The sequence below is a fragment of the Paenirhizobium selenitireducens ATCC BAA-1503 genome, from assembly GCF_000518785.1.
Lineage (GTDB): Bacteria > Pseudomonadota > Alphaproteobacteria > Rhizobiales > Rhizobiaceae > Allorhizobium > Allorhizobium selenitireducens.
Map to the genome: position 1 here is coordinate 39,281 of NZ_JAEG01000007.1, position 20,066 is coordinate 59,346.

Annotated in this window: 21 protein-coding genes; 6 read left to right on the forward strand and 15 right to left on the reverse strand. The window is 64.7% G+C overall.

The features are described 5' to 3' along the window. Positions 1–69: 69 nt before the first annotated feature. From L867_RS0109885 to L867_RS0109930, 10 genes are all read right to left on the reverse strand, one after another. Positions 70–807, reverse strand: coding sequence for a 16S rRNA (uracil(1498)-N(3))-methyltransferase (locus L867_RS0109885; protein WP_028736729.1), 738 nt, complete (start codon positions 805–807; stop codon positions 70–72). 13 nt (positions 808–820) lie between these two features. After that, complete coding sequence (locus L867_RS0109890) at positions 821–2,326, reverse strand: inorganic phosphate transporter (RefSeq protein WP_028736730.1); 1,506 nt, start codon at positions 2,324–2,326, stop codon at positions 821–823. Between the two features lie 134 nt (positions 2,327–2,460). Beyond that, positions 2,461–2,970: an NUDIX hydrolase gene (locus L867_RS0109895; protein ID WP_181141532.1), complete on the reverse strand. Its 510-nt coding sequence runs from the start codon at positions 2,968–2,970 to the stop codon at positions 2,461–2,463. A 146-nt stretch (positions 2,971–3,116) separates the two neighbouring features. Then, a complete protein-coding gene (locus L867_RS0109900; RefSeq protein WP_037173062.1) occupies positions 3,117–3,887 on the reverse strand; it encodes an HAD-IIB family hydrolase in 771 nt (256 codons plus the stop codon). Next, positions 3,869–5,206: a glycosyltransferase family 4 protein gene (locus L867_RS0109905; protein WP_028736733.1), complete on the reverse strand. Its 1,338-nt coding sequence runs from the start codon at positions 5,204–5,206 to the stop codon at positions 3,869–3,871. The genes L867_RS0109900 and L867_RS0109905 overlap by 19 nt, the downstream gene beginning before the upstream one ends. Positions 5,207–5,344: 138 nt before the next feature. Then, the gene (locus L867_RS0109910; RefSeq protein ID WP_037173064.1) at positions 5,345–6,028 is read right to left on the reverse strand and encodes a LutC/YkgG family protein; all 684 of its coding nucleotides are present in this window, start codon (positions 6,026–6,028) and stop codon (positions 5,345–5,347) included. Positions 6,029–6,030: 2 nt separating this feature from the next. Continuing rightward, positions 6,031–7,461, reverse strand: a complete 1,431-nt coding sequence (locus L867_RS0109915; RefSeq protein ID WP_028736735.1) for a LutB/LldF family L-lactate oxidation iron-sulfur protein — start codon at positions 7,459–7,461, stop codon at positions 6,031–6,033. A 13-nt stretch (positions 7,462–7,474) separates the two neighbouring features. Then, positions 7,475–8,248, reverse strand: a complete 774-nt coding sequence (locus tag L867_RS0109920; RefSeq protein ID WP_028736736.1) for a (Fe-S)-binding protein — start codon at positions 8,246–8,248, stop codon at positions 7,475–7,477. Beyond that, positions 8,245–9,087 carry a FadR/GntR family transcriptional regulator gene (locus L867_RS0109925; protein WP_028736737.1) on the reverse strand — a complete coding sequence of 281 codons (843 nt, stop codon included), beginning with the start codon at positions 9,085–9,087 and terminating at the stop codon, positions 8,245–8,247. Before L867_RS0109925 ends, L867_RS0109920 begins: the two co-directional genes overlap by 4 nt. A 124-nt stretch (positions 9,088–9,211) precedes the next feature. Further along, positions 9,212–9,892, reverse strand: coding sequence for a hypothetical protein (locus L867_RS0109930; RefSeq protein WP_028736738.1), 681 nt, complete (start codon positions 9,890–9,892; stop codon positions 9,212–9,214). Positions 9,893–10,196: 304 nt separating this feature from the next. Here L867_RS0109930 and L867_RS0109935 point away from each other — a divergent pair, with 304 nt between their 5' ends. Next, a complete protein-coding gene (locus L867_RS0109935) occupies positions 10,197–11,468 on the forward strand; it encodes a DUF3422 family protein (RefSeq protein WP_028736739.1) in 1,272 nt (423 codons plus the stop codon). Here the strand turns inward: L867_RS0109935 and L867_RS24985 are convergent. From L867_RS24985 to L867_RS0109955, 4 genes are all read right to left on the reverse strand, one after another. Further along, the gene (locus L867_RS24985) at positions 11,440–11,766 is read right to left on the reverse strand and encodes a type II toxin-antitoxin system RelE/ParE family toxin (RefSeq protein ID WP_051438914.1); all 327 of its coding nucleotides are present in this window, start codon (positions 11,764–11,766) and stop codon (positions 11,440–11,442) included. The genes L867_RS0109935 and L867_RS24985 overlap by 29 nt on opposite strands. A gap of 3 nt (positions 11,767–11,769) precedes the next feature. Next, positions 11,770–12,027 carry a ribbon-helix-helix domain-containing protein gene (locus tag L867_RS0109945; RefSeq protein ID WP_028736740.1) on the reverse strand — a complete coding sequence of 86 codons (258 nt, stop codon included), beginning with the start codon at positions 12,025–12,027 and terminating at the stop codon, positions 11,770–11,772. Positions 12,028–12,090: 63 nt separating this feature from the next. Beyond that, a complete protein-coding gene (locus L867_RS0109950) occupies positions 12,091–12,426 on the reverse strand; it encodes a type II toxin-antitoxin system HicB family antitoxin (protein WP_028736741.1) in 336 nt (111 codons plus the stop codon). Further along, on the reverse strand, positions 12,423–12,677 hold the full coding sequence (locus L867_RS0109955; protein ID WP_028736742.1) for a type II toxin-antitoxin system HicA family toxin: 255 nt from the start codon (positions 12,675–12,677) through the stop codon (positions 12,423–12,425). Before L867_RS0109955 ends, L867_RS0109950 begins: the two co-directional genes overlap by 4 nt. A 165-nt stretch (positions 12,678–12,842) precedes the next feature. On the opposite strand from L867_RS0109955, the gene L867_RS0109960 reads away from it, so the two are divergent. Next, a complete protein-coding gene (locus L867_RS0109960) occupies positions 12,843–14,252 on the forward strand; it encodes a DUF6880 family protein (RefSeq protein WP_028736743.1) in 1,410 nt (469 codons plus the stop codon). Positions 14,253–14,261: 9 nt separating this feature from the next. On the opposite strand, the gene L867_RS0109965 is transcribed toward L867_RS0109960, so the two are convergent. Continuing rightward, a complete protein-coding gene (locus L867_RS0109965; RefSeq protein WP_028736744.1) occupies positions 14,262–15,158 on the reverse strand; it encodes a LysR family transcriptional regulator in 897 nt (298 codons plus the stop codon). Between the two features lie 141 nt (positions 15,159–15,299). On the opposite strand from L867_RS0109965, the gene L867_RS0109970 reads away from it, so the two are divergent. The 4 genes from L867_RS0109970 to glcF all read left to right on the forward strand — a co-directional run bounded on the left by L867_RS0109970 (position 15,300) and on the right by glcF (position 20,011). Continuing rightward, on the forward strand, positions 15,300–16,739 hold the full coding sequence (locus L867_RS0109970; RefSeq protein WP_028736745.1) for an FAD-linked oxidase C-terminal domain-containing protein: 1,440 nt from the start codon (positions 15,300–15,302) through the stop codon (positions 16,737–16,739). Between the two features lie 316 nt (positions 16,740–17,055). Continuing rightward, the gene (gene glcE, locus L867_RS0109975; RefSeq protein ID WP_028736746.1) at positions 17,056–18,267 is read left to right on the forward strand and encodes a glycolate oxidase subunit GlcE; all 1,212 of its coding nucleotides are present in this window, start codon (positions 17,056–17,058) and stop codon (positions 18,265–18,267) included. Continuing rightward, positions 18,264–18,641, forward strand: a complete 378-nt coding sequence (locus L867_RS0109980) for a DUF4870 family protein (protein WP_028736747.1) — start codon at positions 18,264–18,266, stop codon at positions 18,639–18,641. The genes glcE and L867_RS0109980 overlap by 4 nt, the downstream gene beginning before the upstream one ends. Before the next feature lie 68 nt (positions 18,642–18,709). Next, positions 18,710–20,011: a glycolate oxidase subunit GlcF gene (gene glcF / locus L867_RS0109985; protein WP_028736748.1), complete on the forward strand. Its 1,302-nt coding sequence runs from the start codon at positions 18,710–18,712 to the stop codon at positions 20,009–20,011. Positions 20,012–20,066 lie beyond the last annotated feature (55 nt).

Sequence of the window (20,066 nt, forward strand, 5' to 3'; positions counted from 1 at the left end):
AAAAGCCGGTCAAAAAAATGCCGTCTGCGCGAGTTTCCGACCAATGTCTCAATGGACGCGAAGGGGCTTCTAGTGCCAGTCGCCGATCGCTGCCTGAACGACGGCGAGCGCCGCCACGGCGGCCGTGTCGGCCCTGAGGATACGGGGTCCGAGCGGGATGGCCGTGACGAAGGGCAGGGAGCGCAAGAGAAGACGTTCCTCGTCGGAAAAGCCGCCCTCGGGCCCGACCAGGAGGGCGAGCCGCCGCTCCTCGATGCGCGACAGCGCCGGCAGTGGGTTCTGCGTCTCGCTGTCCTCGTCGCAGAAGATGATGCGCCGCTCCGGGGACCAGCCTTCGAGCAGGTCCCTGAGCTTCTGCGCGGTTGCGACCTTCGGGATCGCCAGCACGCCGCATTGCTCCGCCGCCTCGACCGCATTGGCCTGCAGCCGCTCCAGGCTGGTGATCTTGCCCTGCACGTGCTGGGTCATCACCGGCTGCAAAAGGCCGGCGCCCATCTCGACCGCCTTCTGCATGAGATAGTCCATCCGGCCGACCTTGAGCGGGGCGAACAGGAATTGCAGGTCGCAATCCTCCGGCTGCGGGCGCGTCAGTTCGACCGGGGTCAGCAGGATCTTCTTGCGGCTCGGAAAGGTAAGCGTCGCCTTCCACTCGCCGTCGCGGCCGTTGAAGACGAGGATTTCCGCACCCTCTGCGAGACGCAGCACGTTGGCGAGGTAGTTGAACTGTTCGGGGCTGGCCTCGACGCCCTTTTCCAGGCCGAGATCGGCCTCGACATAAAGCCTTTGCATCCGGTAATTCGCGCGCATGTCCGTGTCCGCTTCAGAGGAAGAGCAGATACATAACCCAGTAGAGCAGCGCTGCAAGCCCTGCCGATGCCGGTACGGTTATGACCCAGGCCGCGACGATCGTCATGAAATGCGAACGGCGCACGAGATAGCGGCGGCGCAGTTCGTCGGGATTGCGCTCGCGCGTGTCCTCGATCTCCCAGTGGTCCGCCTTCATGCGCATATAGGCGATGCGCCGCTTCGAATTGCGCGTGTACCATTCGCGGAAGAAGCCGACGCCGAACACGGCGCCCACCGCGATATGGGTCGAACTGACAGGAAGCCCGAACCAGGAGGCGATGATCACGGTCACGGCGGCGGAGAGCGCGACGCTGAAGGCGCGCATCGGATTGAGCTTGGTGATCTGCGAGCCGACGAGGCGGATCAACTTGGGGCCGAACAGCAGGAGGCCGGCGGAAATGCCGAGCGCGCCGATGATGGTCACCCAGTTCGGCGCGTCGACCATCGCGCCGACGGTCTCCGCCCGCGCCGCATGCACGATGGCGGCAAGCGGCCCGATCGCATTGGCGACGTCGTTGGCGCCATGGGCAAAGGACAGCAGCGCGGCCGAAAAGACGAGCGGAAGACGAAACAGTATGCGCAGCGACTGGTTGCGGTTCTCCAGCCCTTCCGACTGCCGGCGGATCAGCGGGATGCACGCGAGCCAGGCCAGGAGCCCGATCGCAAGACCGCTCAGCATGGCCGTCCGCATGCCGACATCGAACACCTGGCCGATGCCCTTCATGGTGAGGTAGCTGGCAAAGGAGCCGGCCATCACCGCGATCAGCACCGGTACCCAACGCCGCGCGGCGGCGATCTTGTCGGCGCGATAGACGATGAAGTCCTTGATGAAATAGAGGATGAGGGCGGCGACCGCGCCGCCGAGGAGCGGCGATACCATCCAGCTGACCGTGATGCCGGCCATGACGCTCCAGTTGACCGACGAGAGGCCACCGGCCGCAATGCCGGCACCCATGACGGCGCCGACGATCGAATGGGTGGTCGAGACGGGCGAATTGGTCCAGGTCGCGAAGTTGACCCAGAGCGCCGAGGCGAGCAGCGCCGCCATCATGGCGAGCGAAAACACTGCCGGATAGGTCGCGATACCCGGATCGAGGATGCCTTCCGAAATGGTCTCGATCACGTCGCCGCCGGCGATCAGCGCCCCGGCGATCTCGAAGATGGCGGCGATCACCAGCGCGCCGGACATCGAAATCGCCCGCGCGCCGACGGCCGCGCCGACATTGTTGGTCACGTCGTTGGCGCCGATGTTCATCGCCATGTAGGCGCCGACCGCCGCAGCCGCGATGATGACGATGGCGCCTGGCTGGTCGACGACATAGAAGCCGGCAAACAGGGTTGCCAGGATGAGAAAGATCAGCCCGATGCCGACCGGAAGCGCTCCGCGCCAGACCTGCTGCGCCGCGGCCTCGGCATAGGCGATCTTGTCCAGGTCCTTGTCGAGCGTCGGCTTGACGAGGGTCGGTGGCGGTTTTGCCATGACGGCGGCGTCTCCTGCTGCGACAGGCGCGGCCGTCGAGCCAAGGGTTTCATCATCGGTAGGCGTTGAAGCCAAATCCGTTTAGGGCCAATGGCCACGGCATTCAAGACGGAAGCGCGCGAAGTCCCGCGGAACTAGGGGGATTCGGGCAGTGGGCTGGGCGTGGCCGAGCCATTCATCAGCTTCTGGGCGAAGGCATGGAACAGCACCTTGAGTTCCGGTTCCTGCACACGGGCCGCGGCCTCCTCGCAGCTCACCCATTCCAGCCGGCGGGTTCCCTTTTCCGGGAAGTCCTTCAGCAGTTCCTTCACCTCAAGGGCATGGACCTGAACGCGGCAGGTGACCTTCAGCCCGTCGCTCAGTCCCTTGTGATAGGTGTAGTAGCCGAGCGGCTCGCGCGAAACATTGCCCTTCACGCCGGCCTCCTCGTAGGCTTCGCGTTCCGCGACGGCATGCGACTTCTTGCCGGGCATCGGCCAGCCCTTGGGGATGACCCACCGACCGGTGTCGCGGCTGGTGACGAGCAGAACCTCGGGTGCGAGCTGCTTCTTGCGTTTGCGAAAGCACAGCGCCGCGTATTGCTGGCGGGGCGGGCGCCGCAGCATCAATTGTACGTCGGACGCTATCCGGCTCATCATGCTCAAGGTTGGAAACACCCCGTTCTTTCTGGGTAAGCTTACTCTGATTCGCTGACAATCAATCAGTCTATGCACGACAGCGCTGCATTCCCGGCAATTTTGTGAGCCCATGCCCTTTCGTCAAGCATTTCGACGGATACACCTAATTTTGGTCAGGCCGGCCCAGCGCTGTTCCCAAGCCAATGGCGCAGGCCTTCGATCACTCCGTCGGCCTCTTTTCCTCTCGCCTGGTAGACCCGGCCATCCTCTGAAAAGCGCCGCCTGAGTTCGTCACGGCCGTTGGCGGGAATGATGCCGCGCACCCCGTCGAGCAGGAACATGTCCGTATCATTGCCCGTGTCACCCGCAACCACAACTTCGTCCAGCGGCACGCCGAGCTTGCCGCAGAGCCAGACGAGGGCATTGCCCTTGTCGGCATTGGCCGGGAGAATATCCAGATCGCGATCGCTCGAATAGACGATCTTGACCCGCATCTCCCCGCCCGCGATCCGCTGTTCCAGCGCCGAAAGCCGCTCCGTGGTGGCGCTGTGCAGATACCAGCTCGACTTGTGATCGTGCTGGTAGCGGTCCGGTTGCGGTTCGATCCCGGGAAAGTCGCTGACAAGGTTCGCTATGCTCGCCGCGTCGTAGCTGCCGCCGATGAAATCGGCATATTCCGCCTGCAATCCGTCGAGCGCATCGCCGGCCATCATCGTGCCGACCCCACCGATGACCAGGTCGGCGGGCGGTAGGCCTTCCTCGACGATGAAGGACAGGATGTCGTCGACCAGTCGGCCGCTGTTATAGACGAGCAGCGGCCGCGTCTCCGGGGCGAGCCCTTGCCAGAACGCCGCGAACCGCCGGGAGGCGTCGCGATTGCCCGCGAGCGTCCCGTCGAGGTCGGAGGAGAACAGCCGCACCGGCTTCAATCGCCGTCGTTCCATGGTTCCGCCCAATCGGCCTCCTCGAGCGCCTGTGCCGCCGGCCGGCCCTCGACCAGCGCCACCAGCTGCTGGGCGATACCTGTCCAGGTGAACAGGCTGCGCGCCTTGTGGGCGCCCATGCGCGACAGTCGGTCCCTCAGGCGCGGATGGCGGAAGGGCTTCATCATGGTGATGCCCAGATCCTCCTTGTCGAAGGGATCGGCATAGAGCGCGTGCCGTCCGTAGCTGACGGCGCGGAACAGCCCGCCATGGATGGTGACGATCGTCGGCGTGCCGCTCGCCATCGCCTCGATCGCCGTCATGCCGAAGGGTTCGTAGCGGCTCGACAGCACGAAGAGATCGGCGGCGCGGTAATAGTCCGGCAGTTCCTCGTCCGGGACGAAACCGGTAAAGTCGACGCGATCGGCTAGGTCCAGATCGGCCACCTGCTTCTTCAGCCCGTCGAGAATGCCCTGTTCCTGCGCGTCGAGGTTTTCGCCGCCGAGCGCGAGGCGCAACCGGGCGTCGGGCACGCGGCTGGCCAGCACGGAAAAGCCGTCGATCAAGAGATCGTAGCCCTTGTTGGTGGCAAGCCGGCCGAGCGCCAGCACCACCTTGCCCTCGAAGCCCAGCCGCTGGCGCACCATCTGACGCGAGGCTTCCGACACCGGATAGAAGCGGTTGTCATCATAGCCGGGCGGGATCATGTGCACGCGATTGCGGCTGAGCCCGTAGTCGTCGATCAGCATGTCGAGCTGGATCGGCGTCGTCGCGACCACCAGCTGACAGCTGCGGTAGACGATCAGCTCGTGCTGGATGCGTTCCTTGAAGTTGAATTCCGCTTCGAACCTGTCGGCGCGCTCGGGATAGTCGGTCTCCATCTGCCGCTTTTTCCATAGGCCGAGCGAATGCGGCGTGTGGATATGCGGAATGCTGAGCGCCTCGGAGAGCCGCTGTCCGGCGACGCCGGCGTCCCAGTAGTGGCTGTTGATGAAGAGATAGGAGAGACCTTCGCGCTTGATGTAGCGCAGCGCCTTCTCGTTCCATTCGTTGAGATGCCGATGGAGATACTCCTTCGGGATGAAGTCCCGGCCGCCGCAGGGAATGCGGATGACCCGAACGTCTGCGTCGACCTCGTCGATTTCCGGCTGGTCCTCGAAACGACGCGTATAGATGTCGATCTTGTGGCCGAGCTGGGCCAGTTTCTTTGCCAGTTCGATGACATAGACGACCTGACCGCCGGTGTCGGCAGCCCCCAGCGGCGGCTGGGCGGCGACATAGCCATGGGTGGAGACGAGCGCGATCCGCGGCGCCGCGTTCACATCGATGTAGCTTGTCATAATCTCTCACAATACAAATTTCATTCCGGACGTGCTGTGGGCAAACGAGCCGGAACTGGGATTGTTCCCCAAGAGGAGAACCCCATTGTTGATGTGAGAGCCGTTCGGCGCCCGTGGGGGCGCCGCCGGAAGCCGGGGTCAATGCGTCTGAGCAGCGCCGACGATGACGATGTGCAGCGCCCTGGGACCATGTGCGCCGAGCAGCAGGGTCTGCTCGATGTCGGCCGAGCGGGACGGTCCGGTGATGAAATTCACCGTGCGCGGCATGGCCGGGCCTTGCGCTGCGCGAAGCCGCGCCCAGATGGTCTCCATGTCGCCGGCGATCTCGTCGGCGGCAAGGACGACGATATGGTGCTCGGGCAGGAAGTTGAGTGTCACCGGATTGTCGGGGCCGGAGAGCACCGCGAGCGTACCTGTCTCGGCCACGGCGCCGAAGGCATGGCTGACCGCGGCGAGATCTTCGCCATCGGATGCACCGTGGCGGATTTCCAGCGTCGCCTCCGCCGACCACGGCGCTGCGGCCAGGCGGGGATCGGCGCCGATACGGATCGCGGCCGGCAGATTGCGGCCCATCAGATAAGCGGACACCGCGGCGGGCAGGGCGTTGATCTCCTCGATCCGTTCGGTCGTCGCGTTGTATTTCTCCGCCATGGCGCGGAACAGCTGGAGGCGCTCTTCCGCCGGCAACTGGCCACGCGCCGGGATGATGCCCTTGGGCGTCTGGGCAAGCCGGGCGGCAACGGCCGCGTGTCGTTCGTCGTCGGCGGTGGGAGCCTTCAGCGAAGCACGGATCTTCGAGAGAATAGCGGTTCTGCCGTCCATGGTCATGCTCCCTGCCGTTTTGCCTGGCGCGCCGCCCAGGCCTGGGTGAAGGTCTGGCCTTCGGGCGCCGGCAGGTCGCGATACTTCGTCCAGCCGCCGGCGAGCGGCAGCGCCGGGATCCGCTTGTTCGCGCCGCCGATCAGCGACAGCATCGAGGCCGCGAGCGAGGTTGCCATGCGGTAGAGCTTCGGCCGCCTGGCGAAGAAGGCCCAGACGGAGAGGCCGTAGCGGGCGGAAGCCGGCGTCAGGTGCCGCTCGAACTCCCGCTCGCGCCAGTGCCGCATCATCTTCGGCAAGGGAATGTGCATCGGGCAGACGCTTTCGCAGCGGCCGCAGAAGGTCGAGGCGTTCGGCAGGTGGGCCGACTGCTCAACGCCGAACAGCGACGGCGTCAGCACCGCGCCCATCGGCCCCGGATAGACCGAACCATAGGCATGGCCGCCGACCGCGTGATAGACCGGACAATGGTTCATGCAGGCGCCGCAGCGGATGCAGCGCAGCATCTCCTGGAATTCCGTGCCGAGCATCGAGGTGCGGCCGTTGTCGAGCAGGACCACATGGTATTCGTCCGGACCGTCCGGATCCTCCACCCGCTTCGGGCCGGTCGAAAACGTGGTGTAGACCGACATGTCCTGGCCGGTCGCCGAGCGGGCGAGCAGGCGCAGGATCTGCGAACAGTCCTCCAGCGTCGGCACGATCTTTTCGATCGAGGCGACCACGACATGCACCTTGCCGAGCGTCTGGGTAAGATCGCCATTGCCCTCGTTGGTGACGATCACCGAGGAGCCGGTTTCGGCGATCAGGAAATTGGCGCCGGTGATCCCGACATCGGCCTGGAAATAGCGCTTGCGCAGCACCTCGCGCGCTTCCGACAGCAGCGATTCCGGTGCCGTCAGGTCGCGATCGACGTCGAGATGGGTGTGGACGCGGCGAAAATCCTCCTCCACCTGTTCTTTGTTGAGATGCACCGCCGGGGCGATGATGTGGCTCGGATGCTCGCCGCGCAGCTGGATGATATATTCGCCAAGGTCGGTCTCGACCGGCTCCACGCCCTGGGCTTCGAGGAATTCGTTGAGGTTGATCTCCTCGGTGATCATCGACTTGCCCTTGGTGACGGTCTTCGCCTTCACCCTGCGGCAGATGTCCATGACGATGCGGCGCGCATCCTCGGCGCTTTCCGCCCAGTGCACATGCCCGCCGGCCGCCGTGACCTTCTGCTCATAGGCTTCCAGATAAAGGTCGAGATGGGCGAGCGTATGGTTCTTGATGTCGCGGGCATTGTCGCGCAGGGCATCGAATTCCGGTAGCGCCGCGGCCGCGGCCGCGCGCTTGGCGATGAAGCCCTTCTCGACATTCTGCAGGGCCTTCTGCAGCTGCGGGTCGTGCAGTGCGCGGGCGGCGTTGACCTTGAACTGCGGGGAGGTGAACTGCATGGCTCTCAATCCCTCACTTGGCCGAGCCGGCGATCGGCTTGCTGTCGGTCATGCCGGCCAGAACCTCGGCGACGTGGCGGACCTCGACGGTCGAACCTTCGCGCTTCAGCTTGCCGGCCATGTTCATCAGACAGCCCATGTCGCCGGCGAGCAGCATGTCGGCGCCGGTCGCGGTGATGTTCGCCGTCTTCTTGGAAACGATCGTGCCCGAAATATCGGAATACTTGACGCAGAAGGTGCCGCCGAAACCGCAGCAGACGTCGCTGCCGGCCATTTCCTTGAGCTCCAGCCCCTCGACGGTCGCCAGCAGCTTGCGCGGCTGCTTCTCGATACCGAGTTCGCGAAGCCCCGAACAGCTGTCGTGATAGGTGACGCTGCCTTCGAAGGCCGCGTCCACCTTGGGCACGAACATCACGTCGGTCAGGAAGGAAACGAGCTCGAACACCTTGTCCGAGAAGCGCCGACAGCGCTCCTCCCATTTGACGTCGCCCTTGAAGACTTCCGGATAATGGTGCTTCAGCATGGCGGCGCACGAGCCGGAGGGCGCGACGACATAGTCATAGCCCTCGAACAGTTCGATCACCTGGATCGCCAGTGCGCGGGTATCCTTGCGGTCGCCGGAATTATAGGCCGGCTGGCCGCAGCAGGTCTGTGCCATCGGCACATGCACCTCGCAGCCCGCATCCTCGATCAGCTTTGCGGCGGAAAATCCGACGCTCGGGCGGAACAGATCGACCAGACAGGTGGCGAACAGGCCGACGCGCGGACGCGATCGAGGTGCAGTCATCGGGATGTCTCCGTCTTGTCCGGGCCGCTGCCGCGGGAGGTTCGTGAGCCTTGGGGATTGTTGTCGCGGCGGATGAGCCGAAGCTTCGCCACCCGGCCCCATTCGTCGGCGCGGGCAGATTCCTCGACCGCCTGCATGACGAAATCGATATGCGCCTGGGCGGCACGCTTGGCCGCATCGCCGTCGCCCGAAAGGATCGTCGCATGGATGGCCAGATGCTGCTCCAGCAGGCGTTCGCGCGCATTGGCAAGCGCGAATACGGCCTTGCGGTTGAAGAAGATGCCTTCCGACAGAAGGCGATAGCAGGCGCGCATGGTGTGCAGCAGGATGATGTTGTGGGCCGCTTCGCCGATCACATTGTGGAACTCGACGTCGGCCGTCAGCTCCTCTTCAGGATTGCCGCTCTCGTGTGCCCGCTTCATGTCGTCGACGATGCGCGAAAGCAGTGCCCGGTCGGTGTCGGTGGCGCGCTTCGCGGCAAGCTCGGCGGTGAGCCCCTCGAGTTCGCGGCGATATTCCAGATAGTCGCGCGTGGCGCGGGCATGGCGGGAAATCAGTTCGGTGATCGGCTTGGAAAAGACCTGGCCGATGATGTCGGCGACATAGGTGCCGCCCCCATGGTGCGAAACCAGCAGGCCGCGGGCTTCGAGTTCCTTGAGTGCTTCGCGAACGATCGGGCGGGATACGTCGAGATCCTGGGCGAGATCGCGTTCGCCGGGCAGCCGGTCTCCGTCGCGCAAGACCCCGTCGAGGATCAGCATTTCGATCTGCTGAACCACTTCGCTCGCGGTGCGGCTGTGGCTGATCTGGGCGAAAAGCCCTTCGTCCTTGTCCGTCACGACATTCTCCCTCGGCGGCTTTTTAGCAAGTCGCCGAGGGATTGGTCAATTAATTTGTCCAGTTGCGTTTCGTCAGTCGCGAAACGGGCGCGGTGCGCGGGGCAAGCCGCCCCGGTCGCCGCGTTCAGCCGAACTTGAGGAACAGCTTGGAATAGGGAGCCTTCAGCCCGCCGATGGCAGCCTTGATTGCTGCGGCATCGCCGCTCCTGGAGGCGTCTTCCAGCTTCGCCACGCTTGCCTCTACGGCGCCGAGCAGTTCCTTGTAGCTCTGATCCGCCTCCTTCGGCGGATGGGCGACAATGACGCTGAGCAGGTATTTCAGCACGGCTGATTCTGCATGCACGCCGGCGGCGTCTGCCGGATCGAGCGCGATCACTTCTTCCATGCGGGCATGATAGGCGTTCATCCGGTCGGAGAAGCTGTAGATGTCGTTGCGGATATGCAGGTCGCCGATCTGGTCGCGAATACCTTCCAGCGTACCATGTGCCTTGGGAAGCTCCCCGGCCGCGACTTCGGCGGTCGCGGCTTCGGTGATCTTGCTCACGGCCGCCAGCGTTTCGGCGTATTTGCCATCATCCGCATATTGCGGCGGCGCGGGCTCGGCGGAAAGTGCGGACCAGGCCTTGGCGAATTTGCCGAGCGAGGCCGTCGATTCCGGGGCCTTGCCCATGTTGGTGGTGAACAGGGCCGTGCGGTAGTCGCCATAGGCGGCGCGCAATTTCGTTTCGAAGTCGCCGACCTCGCCGGCAAAGGCGGGCAGGCCGATCGCAAGGGCAAGCAGGGTTGCCGGAACAAGTCGCTTCATGGGATCTCTCCATTGTTCGGCAGGCGGGACAGGTGCTGCCGATATCGCTGTTCGCACCAACGCGCCGTTCGACCCCGGGGGCGATGGCGATTGCGTGCTCGAGATTCATTCTTGTCGACTTCGTCTTCGCCAACAACGCATAAATACATACATTACTATGTTTTAATGTATGACTTTTGCGCACTGGTTTTTCCGCGGTGGCGCAATCGCTTGCCATCTTTGCTCCCTGCATCAAACTGGCCCCCTGCCGCTCGCTCCGCGCATTTGCTAGGAAGGCAGGCATGGTACAAGGGAGACTGGCTTGATGGGGAAGGGTAGTTTCGCATTTCCGGTGTCGCCGGAGCGGGCTTTGGCGCTGGGGGAGATCCACGCGCGGCCCTATGCGCTGGTGAAATCGGAACGCGTGATCGTGCAACTGGCCTTCATGATGGACGGCGGGTCGGCCGTGCATCACAGTGCGCTTGCCGAACTGTCACGATCCCGCGGCGTGGCCGTGCCCGATCGTAATGCCCGCCACCATGCCATGCCCTGGGGGCAGGGCACGCTGCGCTGGGAGCGCCACACCGAATTCTCCACCTGGTTCTGGGACGGCCCGCTGCCGGATACCTTCGGCGGCGAAATCCTCGTTCACCCCTTCGGCGACGGCTTTTCCGCGCCGGGTCCGCTGATGTCGGGCATCCGGCTGGAGATCCGCCGCGACGGCCCGGAGATCGAGGCGGCGATGCAGCTCTTCGATCTGACGAGCCTCTGCTACAGCGACGTCAAGAACGGCCAGGCGACCGTGCTCACCGATTTCCGCCAGGACGGCGACGGGCTGACCCGCATTCTCGTCGTCGACCGCAGTCTTTCCGAGGCAGGGCGGGGCGCACTGGTGCAGCGCCTGCTCGACATCGAGACCTATCGCACGCTCGCCATGCTCGGCCTGCCGCTGGCGCAGACGCTCTCGCCGGACATCCGCCGGATCGAGGACGGCTTGACGGCCGTCACCCAGCGCATGAAGGCCCACGCGCGCGCGGAAGCGGACACCATGTTGGCGGAACTGACCCGCCTCGCCGCCGAACTCGAGGCCAATGCGGCGCTCAGCCTTTACCGTTTCGGCGCAAGCCGCGCCTATGACGGCATCGTGCGCGAGCGCATCAAGGCGCTCGATGAGGCACCGAAGCCCGGCTACGAAATGCTGGGGTCGTTCCTTGAACGGCGCCTCGCGCCGGCCATGCGCACCTGCCAGTCGGTCGAGGAGCGGCTGGCCAACCTGTCGCGCAAGCTGTCACGCGCGACCGGCCTCGTTCGAAGCTGGATCGATGTCGAGCTGGAGAGGCAGAATTCCGACCTGCTCACGACCATGAACCGCCGCGCCGAAATGCAGCTGCGCCTGCAGCAGACGGTCGAGGGCCTCTCGGTCGCGGCGATCTCCTATTACATCGTCGGGCTGATCGGTTATGGCGCAAAGGCCATCAGCCACGACCTCCTGCCGGTCGACCCGGCGGTGATCACCGGGCTATCCGTGCCGCTGGCCGTGCTGGGCGTCTGGTGGGTGGTGAGGCGGATCAGGAAGAGCCACGGCGAGGGGCATTGAAGTCCTCGCTGCTTGTCGCCGGATCGCGTGCGCCATCGACAACCCTGACGACGTGGACATTCCCATCGTCCGCGATGAGATAGAGAACGAGCCAGCGGTCGCAGACGAGCATCCGGGCGTTATCCGCAATGTCCTTGCGGACCGGGCCGAGCAACGGATGGGTGGCCAGCACAGAGACCCGCTCCGCGATCCGGTCCAGTTTGTCATCTGCGATTGCCGGACTTGCGGTTTCGGCAAGCCATAGCCAGATGTCCGACACATCGCTCCGGGCTTTTGACGACCAGAGGATGCGCGTCATCGCCTAACTCTTGGATTGATGCTGTCTACGCGCTTCGGCTTTCAGGGCAGCCAGATCAAGCGGCCGAAAATCTCCGCTGGCAATGCCTTCCGTCCACGCACGCTTGAGCGTTTCCGTCGAAAGAGCGTCCAGATTGTCGCGCTCCTGAAGCAGTCCGAGAGCCGCCGTAAGGACGTCGCCTGGCGAGGCGAACTCACCGGAGGCCACTTTCTTTGCGACGAAGTCCTCCAGTTCAGCGCTCAGCGATACGGTGACGGTCATGGGCTTTCTCCTGTCGCGCAGATTAGGGCGAGATCGTGCGGAGTGCAAATGGCGTCGCTGTTCTTAGTGCCCGGCCGCGTCCTCGATGACGCCGGAGATCCATTCATTGAGGCTCTTCTGTTCGGCGCGCGCTGCCAGCACGGCGGCCTCGTGAAGCTTCGGATCGAGGCGGACATTGAACTTGCCGGAGAACTGGCGGTAGGGGGTAATGCCTTTCTCCGCACACATCTCCAAGAATATCTTAAGGGAGGTCGCGCCTTCCTGCCGAAGCCTGTCGATGCTGTCGGCATAGAAATCGGCCCCGCCGTTCAGGCCGAGAAATTCGCCCCGCAGCAGTCCGAGTTCCGGATCGAGCGATACGACCGCCTTCAGGCCTTCGATCTCGATGATGTTGTTCATGGTACAATTCCATTCTCTTCAAGCCACTTGCGGATACTGGCCACCGCGCCCTTGTCGGTATCGGGCGAGGGATGGGGGCGGTGGAACACTCGGATCTGGTCGAACAGGAAGACACCGACGCGGGAGCCTTCCCGTTCTGTGACTTCGCCGCCGAGCGCAATGAACAGTGCTTCGATGTCCGCCCAACGGATGGAACCGCTGACCGGACGGGAGAAGATCTGTTCGAGTGTGGCGCGGTGCTTCCGCTTCATGATCGAGTTGATACCATAATATGGTACTGTTTTCAATGTCGTGAAAAGCGCGACGCGCCTCCACATGGGGGATCTGGTCACGGGGTGCGCGAAATCCCCTTGCCCGCGGTAACCGTCCGCCTGATATAAGCGACTGAAGGCAATGAACGGCACAAGCGAAATGGAATGACCCGGCAGAAACGTGCGAAACTCGACAAGAAAGGCTTGAGCGGCCTTGGCCTCGACAAGCTGGTCGAGATCCTGCTGGAGGAAGCCTCGGCCAACAAGGCCCTGAAGGCTAGGCTTGAGGCGGCCTTGGCCGGCGAGGCAGGCCCGGCGGAAATGGCGCGGCTGATCGACCGCCGGCTGGACACGCACGAGCAGGCGAAGACGCGGATCAACAATGCCCGCGCCAAGGATCTCGCCATCGAATTCGCCGGTATGGTGCGCACCATTCTCTCCGAACTCGGCGGCGTCGATGCGGCGGGCGGCGCGGAGCGCATCCTGCGTTTCCTCGCCCTGCGCTTCCCCATCTCGGCGCGGCTGGTGTCCGACAATGCCCGCCTGTGGAAGGTGTTCGACGACGCCGAAGCGGCGGCGGCCGAGCTGATCCGCTCCCTGAACGCGCAGGACCAGGTGCCGCTGGTGCCGCAGTTCGAGACGCTGCGCCGGCGCGACCGTTATGGCGAGCACACGGGCTTCCTGCATGAACTGACCGGCGTAATCGGCACCCCCGCCGCGACGGCGTGGAAGGCTTTGCTCGCCGAGGCCATGCCGAAGGAGCCGGGCAAGCTCGGCGCGCTCGATCTCCTCCAGGCGATCGCGCTCCGCCAGGGCGACGTCGACGCCTATGTGGCGCTCGAAGAGGGCAAGGCGGAGAACCGCCGCGATACGCTGACGGTCGCGGCTCTGCTCCAGCGCGCCGGCCGCCATGAAGAGGCGCTGGAATGGGTGCGCCGCCGCCCGACCGGCATGCGGCTTTTGGCCGTTGGCGGCGAGCTGACCTCCGTCGGCCCGGAATATGGGGCCCGGGAACGCCGCATGCTGGAAGCCGAAATCCTCGACAAGCTGAAACGGCGCGGCGATGCCCAGGAACTGCGCTGGCGGGAATTTGTCGAGACGCTCGATCCGGCGATCCTCAAGCTCTATCTGTCGAAGCTCGACGATTTCGCCGAATTCGACGAAATGGACCGGGCCTTCGCCCTGGTCGAGGATGCCGAGGACATCTACGGCGCGCTCGACTTCTTCGTGACCTGGCCGCGGCTCGATCGCGCCGCGGCGCTTGTGCTGCGCCACCGCGACGATTGGGAAGGCCGCTACTACGAGGATCTCGCGCCGGCGGCCGAGGCCCTGGCCGACCAGCAGCCGCTGGCCGCGACCGTGCTCTACCGGGTGCTGATCAACGACATCCTGCGCCGCGGCATCGGCGTCGCCTATCCGCATGCGGCGCGCTACCTCGACGAACTGGTCCGTCTCGTGCCGCATCTGCCGGCTGACGCCCGCCTCCAGCATCATGACGATTTCCTCGCCGATCTGCGCCGCACCCATCCGAAGAAGTTCGGCTTCTGGAGCAATGTGCCTGAAGCCCTGCGGTGATCCGCAGGCTCAACGTTCCCAATAGGGAACGGGACCGTAGAGGTCGGCAAGAAAATCGATGAACAGGCGCACCTTGGCCGGCAGGAACTGGCGGCTCGGATAGACCGCCGAGAGCGAGACATTGCGCGAGCCCTCATAGGCCGGCAGCACCTGCACCAGCTTGCCCGTCTTCAGTTCAGGGCCGATGTCCCAGGTCGAGCGCAACGCGATGCCGAGCCCTGCGATCACCGCCTCGCGGATGACCTCGCTCGAATTGGTGATCAGCATGCCGTCGGGGCGGACGCTGAGTGTGCCCTGCGGACCTTCGAGCTTCCAGGCATCGTAGTTGTGCGCCGGCAGGCAGTGATGCCGTTTCAGGTCCTCGATCGTTTCCGGCGCGCCGTGGCTGGCGATATAGTCCGGCGAGGCGCAGAGGATGCGGCGCACAGGTGCCAGACGCCGGGCCACCAGCGTCGAATCCATCAGTTCGGCAATGCGGATGGCAAGGTCGAAGCCGCCGCCGACAATGTCGGTGAATTCGTCCGACAGCACCAGATGGATGGTGAGATCCGGATGGGCCTCCATGAACGTCTTCAGATGCGGCGCGATATGCAGCCGGCCGAAAGAGGTGGGCGCCGAGACCTTCAACGTGCCCGCCACTTCCGAAGAACGCCCCGAGGCATAGGCTTCCGCCTCTTCCAGCCCGGCAAGAACGGCAATCACCCGCTCGTGAAACCCCTGTCCGGCTTCGGTCAGCGAGATTTGCCGGGTGGTGCGTTGCAGGAGCCGCGTGCCGAGCCGGTCCTCCAGCCGCTTGATGCGCTTCGACACGACGGCCGGCGAGAGCCCGAGATCCCGCGCCGCCGTCGACATGCTGCCGACCGCGATCACCCGCACAAAGACTTCGAGGTCGCCGAGATTGGTCATGGGCCGAATCCACTCCTTCCGATTTTGTCATAAGTCCATAGCATTTGCGCGACTTTGGTTGAAGTGGTAAAGAAAGAATACCAATTGATGGCGGCGGCTGCGCGGTGTATGCCGAAATGGCCTGAGCCAGGGGAGGGATCCATGTCCGAAGCCATCCAATTTCTGGAGCCGAATGCCGCGATCCTGTCGCGCCGCAAGGAGATCGTCGCCGACCTCGCGGAACTCGTGCCGCCCGAGCGGCTGGTGCACGAACCGATCGAACTCGTTCCCTTCGAAACCGACGGCTTCATCGCCTATCGCCGTCGGCCGCTCGCGGTCGTCCTGCCGGAAACCACGGCCCAGGTCGCGGCAGTGCTGAAATACTGTCACAAGTACAATATCCCGGTCGTGCCGCGCGGCGCCGGCACCTCGCTGTCGGGCGGCGCCATTCCGCAGGAAGATGCGGTCGTGCTCGGCCTCTCGGCGATGACGAAGATCATCGATATTGATTATGCCAATCGCTGCGCCACCGTCCAGGCGGGTGTTACCAACCTCTCCATCTCCGATGCCGTAGGCGGCGATGGATTCTTCTACGCGCCCGATCCCAGCTCGCAGCTCGCCTGCACGATCGGCGGCAATATCGGCATGAACTCGGGCGGCGCCCACTGCCTGAAATACGGCGTCACCACCAACAACCTGCTCGGCGTCAAGCTGGTGCTGGTGGATGGTACTGTGATCGAGCTGGGCGGCAAGGCGCTCGACAGCGCCGGCTACGACCTGCTGGGCCTCGTCTGCGGTTCCGAAGGCCAGCTCGGCGTCATCACGGAGGCCACCGTGCGCCTGATCGCCAAGCCCGAAGGCGCGCGCCCCGTGCTGTTCGGCTTCGACAGCGCTGAATCGGCCGGTTCCTGCGTCGCCGATGTCATTGGCGCCGGCATCGTGCCGGTCGCCATCGAATTCATGGACAAGCCGGCGATCGAGATCTGCGAGGCGTTTGCCCATGCGGGCTATCCGCTCGACGTCGAAGCCTTGCTCATCATTGAGGTCGAGGGCTCCGAGGCCGAGATGGAAGCCATGCTCGCCTCGATCGTCGAGATCGCCAAGCGCCATGGCGTCAAGACCGTGCGCGAAAGCCAGTCGGCGATGGAATCGGCGCTGATCTGGAAGGGCCGAAAATCGGCCTTCGGCGCGACCGGCCGCATCGCCGACTATATCTGCATGGACGGCACCGTGCCCTTGAGCCAGCTGGCCTATGTTTTGAAGAAGACCTCGGAGATCACCGACCGCTTCGGCCTGCGCGTCGCCAATGTCTTCCACGCCGGCGACGGCAATATGCACCCGCTGATCCTCTACAACATCAACGACCCGGAAGACGCGGCCAAGGCGGAAGCGGCGGGCATGGAGATCCTCAAGCTCTGCGTCGACGCCGGCGGCTGCCTGACCGGCGAACACGGCGTCGGCATCGAGAAGCGCGACCTGATGCGCCATCAATATGCCGAGGCCGATCTCGCCCAGCAGATGGCGGTGCGCGCCGCCTTCGATCCGAATTGGACGCTGAATCCCTCCAAGGTGTTTCCGCTCGATGGGAGGACGGCCGCGTGACAGATTCTGCAAGCCTGCCAATGTTCTTCGTGACGACGGTCGCCTACCCCCCTCTGCCCTGCCGGGCATCTCCCCCTCAAGGGGGGAGATCGAAAAGCGGTTATCGCCCGATCTCCGGCAAGCGCACGAGTGCGCCACAATCAGGGTCCGTCAGAAACGTGAAAATCAAGGCGAGAGGCCAAACGCACCCGATCTCCCCCCTTGAGGGGGAGATGCCCGGCAGGGCAGAGGGGGGTATCCAGGCACGCGACGCCGGGCGTATCCGGACAGCAGCAGGTGGGTGCGCCAAACTCGCCCTTCGAATCGGGGGCGCCACATGCTGACCCCGGTAACCGAAGCCGAAGCCGCGGACCTCATCCGCGATCACGCGGAACGCTCCGCGCCGCTTGCCATCTCCGGTGGCGGAACGCGCGCCGGGTTCGGCAATGCCCTGACCGCCAATGCGACCGCGCTTAACTCCTCCGGCCTGTCCGGCATCGTCGCCTACAACCCGGCCGAAATGGTGCTGACCGCCCGCGCCGGCACACCGGCCGCCGAGATTGCGGCGGCGGTGGCCGTCAACGGCCAGTCGCTCGCCTTCGAGCCGCCGGATCATCGCGGCATGATGGGCACATTAGGCGAGCCGACCATCGGCGGCCTCTTTGCCGTCAACGCGTCGGGGCCGCGCCGCTTCGCCGCCGGTGCCGCTCGCGATCATCTGCTCGGCGTGCGCTTCGTCAACGGCCATGGCGAAATCGTCAAGGCTGGCGGGCGGGTGATGAAGAACGTCACCGGCCTCGATCTGGTCAAGGTCCTGGCCGGCTCCTACGGCACGCTCGGTTTCCTGACCGAAGTGACCTTCAAGGTCTTGCCGGCGCCGAAGACGGCGGTCACCATCGTGCTCTCCGGACTCGAGGACGAGCAGGCGGTCCGCGCCATGGCGGCGGCGATGGCGATGTCGGTCGAGGTATCGGGCGCCGCCCACCTGCCGGAGAGCGTGCGTGGCCGTTTCCTTGGTGGAAGCCTGCCGGACGGTTCTGCCACCGTGCTCCGCCTCGAAGGGCTGGAGGCCTCCGTTGCCGTTCGCTCCGAAACGCTGGCATCCGCCATGGCGGTGTTCGGACCCGTCTCCCGGCTGGAAAACGCCGACACGCTGGCGCTCTGGCGCGAGATCCGCGATGTCCACCCTTACGCCGACGGCACGATGCGGCCGCTCTGGCGCGTCTCGGTCGCCCCGTCCGAGGGCTGGAAGCTGGTCGCCGCCCTTCGCCTGGAAGCCGGCATCGACGCTTTCTACGACTGGCAGGGCGGACTGGTGTGGATGCGTCTCGAAGGCGATCCGGAAGCCGAACTGCTGCGGCGTTACATCAAGGCCGCAGGCGGCGGACACGCCACGCTGGTGCGGGCGACGGACGCCGTGCGAGCCCAGGTTCCGGCCTTCGAACCGCAATCGCCGGCCGTCGCCTTGCTTTCTGAGCGGGTGAAGGAGAAGTTCGATCCGCGCGGCATCTTCAACCCGGGCCGCATGGCAAAAGGAGAAATCGCATGAGTGATCCGATGATCTCGCCTGATCCGCGCCAGCCGGACAGCTGGCTGGAGCCGGGCAAGCTGAACGTGCAACTGGTCTACGCGCTCTATCTCCTCAGCTTTCTGATCGGCATTTCCGGCATCATCGGCCTCGTCTTCGCCTATCTCAACCGTGGCAAGGCGGGCGGCTGGATCGACAGCCACTACACCTATGCCATCCGCACCTTCTGGATCGGCCTGCTCTACGGTGTGGTCTCAGCCATCCTCTCGCTGGCCGTCATCGGCGTCCTGCTGGCCATCGGCACGGCGGTCTGGATCGTCGTCCGCTGCATCATCGGCCTGCAGAAGGCAACCGCCGGCGAACCGATCGCCAAGCCCGAGACGTGGTGGGTATGAATTCCCTCGCCCCGCTTGCGGGGAGAGGGTCAGGGTGAGGGGCTGCGGGCCTCGCAAGGAGCTTATTGATGCAGACCAATTTCACCGCCGAACAGCTCGCCGATCCGCATGTCGCGGAGGCCGAGGGCATTTTGCGCAAATGCGTGCATTGCGGCTTCTGCACGGCCACCTGTCCGACCTATGTGACCCTCGGCAACGAGCTCGACAGCCCGCGCGGCCGCATCTATCTCATCAAGGACATGCTGGAGAACGGCCGGGCGGCCGACAAGCAGGTCGTCACCCATATCGACCGCTGTCTCTCCTGCCTCGCCTGCACGACCACCTGTCCGTCCGGCGTCGACTACATGCATCTGGTCGACCATGCCCGCATCCATATCGAGAAGACCTACAAGCGGCCGCTGATCAACCGGTTGACGCGCGGCATCCTGGCGATGACGCTGCCCTATCCGGCCCGTTTCCGCGCGGCGCTCGGCCTTGCCCGCCTGGGGCGTCCCTTCGCCGGCCTGTTCAAGCGCATCCCGGCCTTGCGGCCGATGGGCGCCATGCTCGATCTCGCGCCGCGCAGCATTCCGGCCGCCGGCGACAGTGCCCGGCCGGCGACCCATGCCCCGAAGGCTGCGAAGCGCGGCCGCGTGGCGATCCTCACCGGTTGCGCCCAGCCCGTGCTCGATCCGGGCATCAACGCTGCGACCATTCGGCTCTTGACCCGCCTCGGCGTCGAGGTCGTCGTGCCGGAAGGCGAGGGCTGCTGCGGCGCGCTGGTCCATCATATGGGCCGCGAGACCCAGGCGCTCGACAGCGCAAGGCGCAATGTCGACGTCTGGACCCGCGAGATCGACAGGGGCGGGCTCGACGCAATCGTCATCACCGCCTCCGGCTGCGGCACGACGATCAAGGATTATGGCCACATGCTGCGGCTCGATCCGGCCTATGCCGAGAAGGCGAGGCGCGTCTCGGCGCTCGCCAAGGACGTGACGGAATATCTGTCGACGCTCGACCTGCCGGTGCAGGAGAAAAAGAACCTGACCGTGACCTATCACTCGGCCTGCTCGATGCAGCATGGCCAGAAGATCACCATGGTGCCGAAGACGCTGCTGAAGAATGCCGGTTTCACCGTCCGCGATCCGGCGGAGGGCCATCTCTGCTGCGGTTCTGCCGGCACCTACAACATCATGCAGCCGGAGATTTCCGCCACGTTGAAGGCGCGCAAGGTCAAGAACCTCGAGGCGACCAAGCCCGACGTGATTGCCGCCGGCAATATCGGCTGCATGACGCAGATCGGTTCGGGCACCGCCGTGCCGATCGTCCACACGATCGAGCTGCTCGACTGGGCCTATGGCGGCGAAAGGCCGGCAAAGCTTGGCGCCTGACTTCCCGGAAACGTGAGCATGGCTCAAAATGGAGCAGCGAACCTGTGCCGACTCC

Bases quoted from the DNA above. Each gene is read 5' to 3' on its own strand.
- L867_RS0109885 (WP_028736729.1), bottom strand. From the start codon at position 807: ATGCGCGCGAATTACCGGATGCAAAGGCTTTATGTCGAGGCCGATCTC.
- L867_RS0109980 (WP_028736747.1), top strand. From the start codon at position 18,264: ATGAGTGATCCGATGATCTCGCCTGATCCGCGCCAGCCGGACAGCTGG.
- L867_RS0109920 (WP_028736736.1), bottom strand. From the start codon at position 8,248: ATGACTGCACCTCGATCGCGTCCGCGCGTCGGCCTGTTCGCCACCTGT.
- L867_RS0109965 (WP_028736744.1), bottom strand. From the start codon at position 15,158: ATGACCAATCTCGGCGACCTCGAAGTCTTTGTGCGGGTGATCGCGGTC.
- L867_RS0109950 (WP_028736741.1), bottom strand. From the start codon at position 12,426: ATGAACAACATCATCGAGATCGAAGGCCTGAAGGCGGTCGTATCGCTC.
- L867_RS0109945 (WP_028736740.1), bottom strand. From the start codon at position 12,027: ATGACCGTCACCGTATCGCTGAGCGCTGAACTGGAGGACTTCGTCGCA.
- glcE (WP_028736746.1), top strand. From the start codon at position 17,056: ATGCTGACCCCGGTAACCGAAGCCGAAGCCGCGGACCTCATCCGCGAT.
- L867_RS0109915 (WP_028736735.1), bottom strand. From the start codon at position 7,461: ATGCAGTTCACCTCCCCGCAGTTCAAGGTCAACGCCGCCCGCGCACTG.
- L867_RS0109960 (WP_028736743.1), top strand. From the start codon at position 12,843: ATGACCCGGCAGAAACGTGCGAAACTCGACAAGAAAGGCTTGAGCGGC.
- L867_RS0109970 (WP_028736745.1), top strand. From the start codon at position 15,300: ATGTCCGAAGCCATCCAATTTCTGGAGCCGAATGCCGCGATCCTGTCG.
- L867_RS0109930 (WP_028736738.1), bottom strand. From the start codon at position 9,892: ATGAAGCGACTTGTTCCGGCAACCCTGCTTGCCCTTGCGATCGGCCTG.
- L867_RS0109910 (WP_037173064.1), bottom strand. From the start codon at position 6,028: ATGGACGGCAGAACCGCTATTCTCTCGAAGATCCGTGCTTCGCTGAAG.
- L867_RS0109955 (WP_028736742.1), bottom strand. From the start codon at position 12,677: ATGAAGCGGAAGCACCGCGCCACACTCGAACAGATCTTCTCCCGTCCG.
- L867_RS0109900 (WP_037173062.1), bottom strand. From the start codon at position 3,887: ATGGAACGACGGCGATTGAAGCCGGTGCGGCTGTTCTCCTCCGACCTC.
- L867_RS0109905 (WP_028736733.1), bottom strand. From the start codon at position 5,206: ATGACAAGCTACATCGATGTGAACGCGGCGCCGCGGATCGCGCTCGTC.
- L867_RS24985 (WP_051438914.1), bottom strand. From the start codon at position 11,766: ATGACGCGCATCCTCTGGTCGTCAAAAGCCCGGAGCGATGTGTCGGAC.
- L867_RS0109890 (WP_028736730.1), bottom strand. From the start codon at position 2,326: ATGGCAAAACCGCCACCGACCCTCGTCAAGCCGACGCTCGACAAGGAC.
- L867_RS0109935 (WP_028736739.1), top strand. From the start codon at position 10,197: ATGGGGAAGGGTAGTTTCGCATTTCCGGTGTCGCCGGAGCGGGCTTTG.
- glcF (WP_028736748.1), top strand. From the start codon at position 18,710: ATGCAGACCAATTTCACCGCCGAACAGCTCGCCGATCCGCATGTCGCG.